This window comes from Macromonas nakdongensis (genome assembly GCF_002837145.1).
Lineage (GTDB): Bacteria > Pseudomonadota > Gammaproteobacteria > Burkholderiales > Burkholderiaceae_C > Macromonas_B > Macromonas_B nakdongensis.
In genome coordinates, this window is sequence record NZ_NWMV01000121.1 from 1 (window position 1) to 4,217 (window position 4,217).

A 4,217-nucleotide genomic window follows, 5' to 3' on the forward strand; every position below is an offset into this window, starting at 1 on the left:
GTCGCGCCAGGCCGCGCCCAGTTCGTCGGGCGTGATCGCGAGCGGGCCGAACACGGTGGCCGGCCGGCTCTGCCACGGACCCACGCCCTGGGCCTGTTCGGCGGGCGCCAGGGCCTGCAAGGTCAGGTCGCCGGCCAGCAAGAGCAGCCGCACCCGCTCCAAAGCCAGCGCCGGAAACACGCCCTGGGGCACGTCGCCGGTCACGGCCACCAACTGGGGCTCGAGCGCCGCCGCCCAGGCTTCGTCGGCCAAGACCAGGTCCGCGGTCGGCCCCAGGCCGTCACCGCTGGCGCCCTGGCGCAGCGCTGGGCCGGCGCCGGGCGCAGCGGGCACCACCGCCGTCACCCACTGGTGTGGCCGCGGCAGAGGGGCCATGCACATGCGCGGCTCAAAGGGGAAAGCGTGGCGCGCCTTGCCCTGGTTCAAGGTGACGTACAGGTCCTGCAACTGGGGGGCGATGAAGTTCCAGTCGTCCAGCAGCTGCTGCAGCGTGCCGGCCATGCCGGTGGCGTAGTGCGCGGTGCTCAGGTCGCGCGAGACGACGACCAGCTGGCCATCGCGGGAGCCGTCTTTGTAGGAGGCGAGTTTCATGCCGGTGCCCGGGTGAGAAAGGTCGCCGCGGCCGGTGGCCGGGGCGCTGGCGGAAGTGTACGATCGCGGTCATGCGCCCGCCTGGCAAATCCCCCTGGCCGATGCTCGCCGTGGGCGGCGTCGTGCTGTGGCATGCCGGGGCACTGTCCGCACAAGCCCCCTCGGAGGCGTCCACCGTCCTGCCCACCGACGCACGCCCGGTCGCCCCGGCGTCGCACACGCTCCGCACACCGGGGTGGGCCCCTCCCGTGTCGGTCCAGTGGACCTACGAAGTCCGTGCGTCGACCAAAGGCCTGCCTTACCGCGCGCAAGCCACCCTGTCGTGGCGCCGGGATGGACGCACTTACGACGCCCGGCTGGAATTCAAGGCCTTTCTGATCGGCAGCCGGGTGCAGCACAGCCAAGGCACCCTGGGGCCCCAGGGCCTGGTGCCCCAAACCTTCACCGACCGGGCGCGCAAGGAACGCCAGCTGGTGTTCGACTGGGGCGCCGCCCGCTTGATTTCCCCCGGCACCCCCGAAAGCAGCACCGCCCTGCCCCCCGGCACGCAGGACCGGCTGAGCCTGTTCCTGCAACTCGCCCACACCCTGGGCGCGGCCGGTGATGCGCCCACTCCGGGACGGCAGTGGGTGGTGCCGGTGGCGTCCCCAGGCGAGGTGGCGCCCTGGACCTTCCGCTTCGAAGGCCGCGAAACCCTGGAATTGCCCGCTGGCACCTGGAGCACCTGGAAACTCCAGCGCAGCCCGCGCCACGCCGGCGATCAGCGGGTCGAACTCTGGTTCGCGCCCGACCTGCACCTGCTGCCGGTGCGCATGCGCATCAGCCAGGACAACGGCGACACCATCGACCAGCGCCTCAGCGCCCGCTGACGCTGCGGCACGCGTTTTGCTTGCGCTGCGTCAGGCCTGGGGCTTGAAGCACCGCGCCCCGCCCCCATGTGCAGGATGTGGCCCCAAGCCCGCCACCGGCACACCCGCCACGGGCCGACGCTTGCAGGGTTATTGCGTTTCGAGGACATTTGAACCATGCACATGCTCTACGACTCTGACTCCTTCGCGGTGGTGCACATCCACGCCAACGCGCCGCAGGACCGCGAGCCGGCCGAGCCGGCGGGCCCGCACATGCCGCGCCACGGCTTCGAGATCGTGGACAAGCGCTCGGGCAAAGAGGTCTACCTCGACGGCTCCTGGGCCGAGATGTTCCACCAGCAGATCCAGGCCTGGCAGCAGAACACCCCCACCCAGGAAGAGGTGGAGGACACACTCGAAGGCTACGCCACCCTGGCACAGATGCCAGTGGTGGTGCACTGAAACCGCCGCCCCACGGGGCGGCCTTCCTTTTACTCCTCCAGCAGCGAACGCAGCATCCAGGCGGTCTGCTCGTGCACGGCCAGGCGCTGCACCAGCACGTCGGCGGTGGGTTCGTCGCTGGCCTGGTCCACCAGCGGGAACAGGCTGCGGGCGGTGCGGGCCACGGCCTCGTGGCCTTGCGCCAGGATGCGCACCATCTCCAGCGCCTTGGGCGGCTCGGCCGGCGCATCGGGCAGCGAGCTGAGCTGGCCGTACTGGGCGTAAGAGCCCGGGGCCACATGACCCAGCGCGCGGATGCGCTCGGCGATCGGGTCCACCGCGTTCCACAGCTCGGTGTACTGCGTCATGAACATGGCGTGCAGGCTGTTGAACATCGGCCCGGTCACGTTCCAGTGGAAGTTGTGGGTGGTCAGGTACAGGGTGTAGGTGTCGGCCAGCAGGCGGCTCAGGCCCTGGGCGATGGCGGCGCGGTCTTTGTCGCCAATGCCGATGTCCATCTTCATCGACTTGGCGGGGGCGGTGGTTTTTTTGGCCATGCGGTCACTCCTGAAGAAAACAGTGGGAACACCCGAGCGGCGGACGCGGCAGCGGCCCGGGCACGGGTGAGGCCCATCTTAGCGGCTCGGACACAGGGCCATGGTACGCACGGCGTCCCCGGATGGGCCATCGAATACATCTCAACCGGGCATAGCCCCCAGGCGGGGCCGCTGTCGCCGGGCCGACACCCGGGCACACGGCGCGGTTTTAGGATGCGGCGATGCCTTCCACCGACACCGCCATGCACATCCCTTCCTTGCAAGCCTCCGTCAGCCCCGAAGAATGGCAGCTCCGCTGCGATCTGGCCGCCTGCTACCGCCTGGTGGCGGCCTACGGCTGGAGCGACATGATCTTCACCCACATCAGCGTCAAGCTGCCCGACAGCGTCACCGGCGGCGACCACCAGTTCCTCATCAACCCCTTCGGGCTGATGTTCGACGAGATCACCGCCTCCAGCCTGATCAAGGTGGACATGGCCTGCAACAAGCTGCAAGACACACCGTTCCAGGTGAACCCGGCCGGCTTCGTCATCCACAGCGCGGTGCACGAGGCCCGGCCCGAGGTGGAGTGCGTGCTGCACACCCATTCGCGCGCCGGGGTGGCCGTGAGCGCGCAACGCTGCGGGGTGCTGCCCATCAGCCAGCAGAGCACCTTCGTGCTGGCCTCGCTGGCCTACCACGGCTACGAGGGCGTGGCCCTGCGCGACGAGGAAAAGCCGCGCCTGCAGGCCGACCTGGGCCAGGCCAATTACCTGATGCTGCGCAACCACGGGCTGCTGACGGTGGGCACCAGCATCGCCGAAGCCTTTCTGGCGATGTACACCTTCGAGAACACCTGCCGCATCCAGATCGACGCCCAGGCCGGCGGCGCCCTGGTCGAGGTGGACCCGGCCATCCTGAACAACATGGGGCACGTGATGCGCACCGCCACCGGCGGCAAGGGCGCGCAACTGGCCTGGCCGGCGTTGCTGCGCAAGGCCGAACGCCTGGACCCCGGCTACAAAACCTGAGCGGCGTGCGGTAGAGTCCAGACCCCATGGACCGCCTGCACACCGAACTGCAACGCCTTTACCACGCCCCGGCGGCAGACGCCGGCAACCCGCTGCTCGCGCCCGACGGACGCACCCGTGCCGTGGTGCTGGAACTGGCCCAGCCCCCGGGCTGGGCCGCCCTGGCCGCGGTCTGGCACGGGGTGCAGGACGAACTGGAGCTGCCGGCCCCGGCGATCGCCGTCTCGGGCACCGACGCTTACCAGCTTTGGTTTGCGCTGGCCGAAGCGGTGACGCTGCCCGACGCCCAGGCCTTCCTCGACACCGTGGTGCGGCGCTGGCTGCCGCAGGTGCCCGCGACGCGCCTGCGCCGGTGGCCCACGCTGGCGGACGGCGGCATCCACCACACTCCGGCGGTGCCGTGCCGGCACGGGGCCACGGGGCATTGGTCGGCCTTCGTCGCCCCGGGGCTGGCCAGCCTGTTCGAGGACGACCCCTGGCTCGACACACCCCCCAGCGCCGATGCCCAGGCCGATCTGTTGTCGCGGCTGCGCCCCATCGCCCCCGCCGCCTTTCGGTCGCTCTGTCAGCGACCGGCCACCGCAGAACGGCCCCTCGAGGCCGCGACGGACCCCGCAGCGGCCAATGATCCGGTCACGCCCGCCACGGCGGGCCACAGCGTTGCGCCCGGCGCACCCGGCCCCCGTGCCTTCCTGCTGGCCCTGATGAACGACCCGACGGCCCCGCTGCCGCTGCGGCTGGACGCGGCCAAGGCGCTGCTGCCCTATTGC

5 protein-coding genes and 1 pseudogene are annotated in these 4,217 nt (G+C 70.6%); 4 read left to right on the forward strand and 2 right to left on the reverse strand.

Going from position 1 to position 4,217, the window contains the following annotated elements:
* Positions 1-591, reverse strand: a pseudogene (locus tag CON77_RS13695) (fumarylacetoacetate hydrolase family protein); the annotation flags it as partial.
* A 248-nt stretch (positions 592-839) separates the two neighbouring features.
* Between CON77_RS13695 and CON77_RS13700 the strand changes: the two are divergent.
* Together CON77_RS13700 and CON77_RS13705 are read left to right on the forward strand one after the other, a co-directional pair.
* A complete protein-coding gene (locus CON77_RS13700) occupies positions 840-1,460 on the forward strand; it encodes a DUF3108 domain-containing protein (RefSeq protein ID WP_439650578.1) in 621 nt (206 codons plus the stop codon).
* 156 nt (positions 1,461-1,616) lie between these two features.
* Complete coding sequence (locus tag CON77_RS13705; protein ID WP_101050033.1) at positions 1,617-1,901, forward strand: BTH_I0359 family protein; 285 nt, start codon at positions 1,617-1,619, stop codon at positions 1,899-1,901.
* A 29-nt stretch (positions 1,902-1,930) separates the two neighbouring features.
* Here CON77_RS13705 and CON77_RS13710 read toward each other — a convergent pair whose 3' ends face one another.
* Positions 1,931-2,437 (reverse strand): Dps family protein, encoded by a 507-nt coding sequence (locus CON77_RS13710; protein WP_101050035.1) that lies wholly within the window; start codon positions 2,435-2,437, stop codon positions 1,931-1,933.
* 242 nt (positions 2,438-2,679) lie between these two features.
* Between CON77_RS13710 and CON77_RS13715 the strand changes: the two genes are divergently transcribed.
* Positions 2,680-3,447 carry a class II aldolase/adducin family protein gene (locus tag CON77_RS13715; protein WP_101050039.1) on the forward strand — a complete coding sequence of 256 codons (768 nt, stop codon included), beginning with the start codon at positions 2,680-2,682 and terminating at the stop codon, positions 3,445-3,447.
* A 26-nt stretch (positions 3,448-3,473) separates the two neighbouring features.
* On the forward strand, positions 3,474-4,217 hold a 744-nt coding region (locus CON77_RS13720), incomplete at its 3' end, for a hypothetical protein (protein ID WP_101050037.1).

Coding starts and splice junctions, on each gene's coding strand:
- CON77_RS13705 (WP_101050033.1), top strand. CDS start 1,617: ATGCACATGCTCTACGACTCTGACTCCTTCGCGGTGGTGCACATCCAC.
- CON77_RS13710 (WP_101050035.1), bottom strand. CDS start 2,437: ATGGCCAAAAAAACCACCGCCCCCGCCAAGTCGATGAAGATGGACATC.
- CON77_RS13715 (WP_101050039.1), top strand. CDS start 2,680: ATGCACATCCCTTCCTTGCAAGCCTCCGTCAGCCCCGAAGAATGGCAG.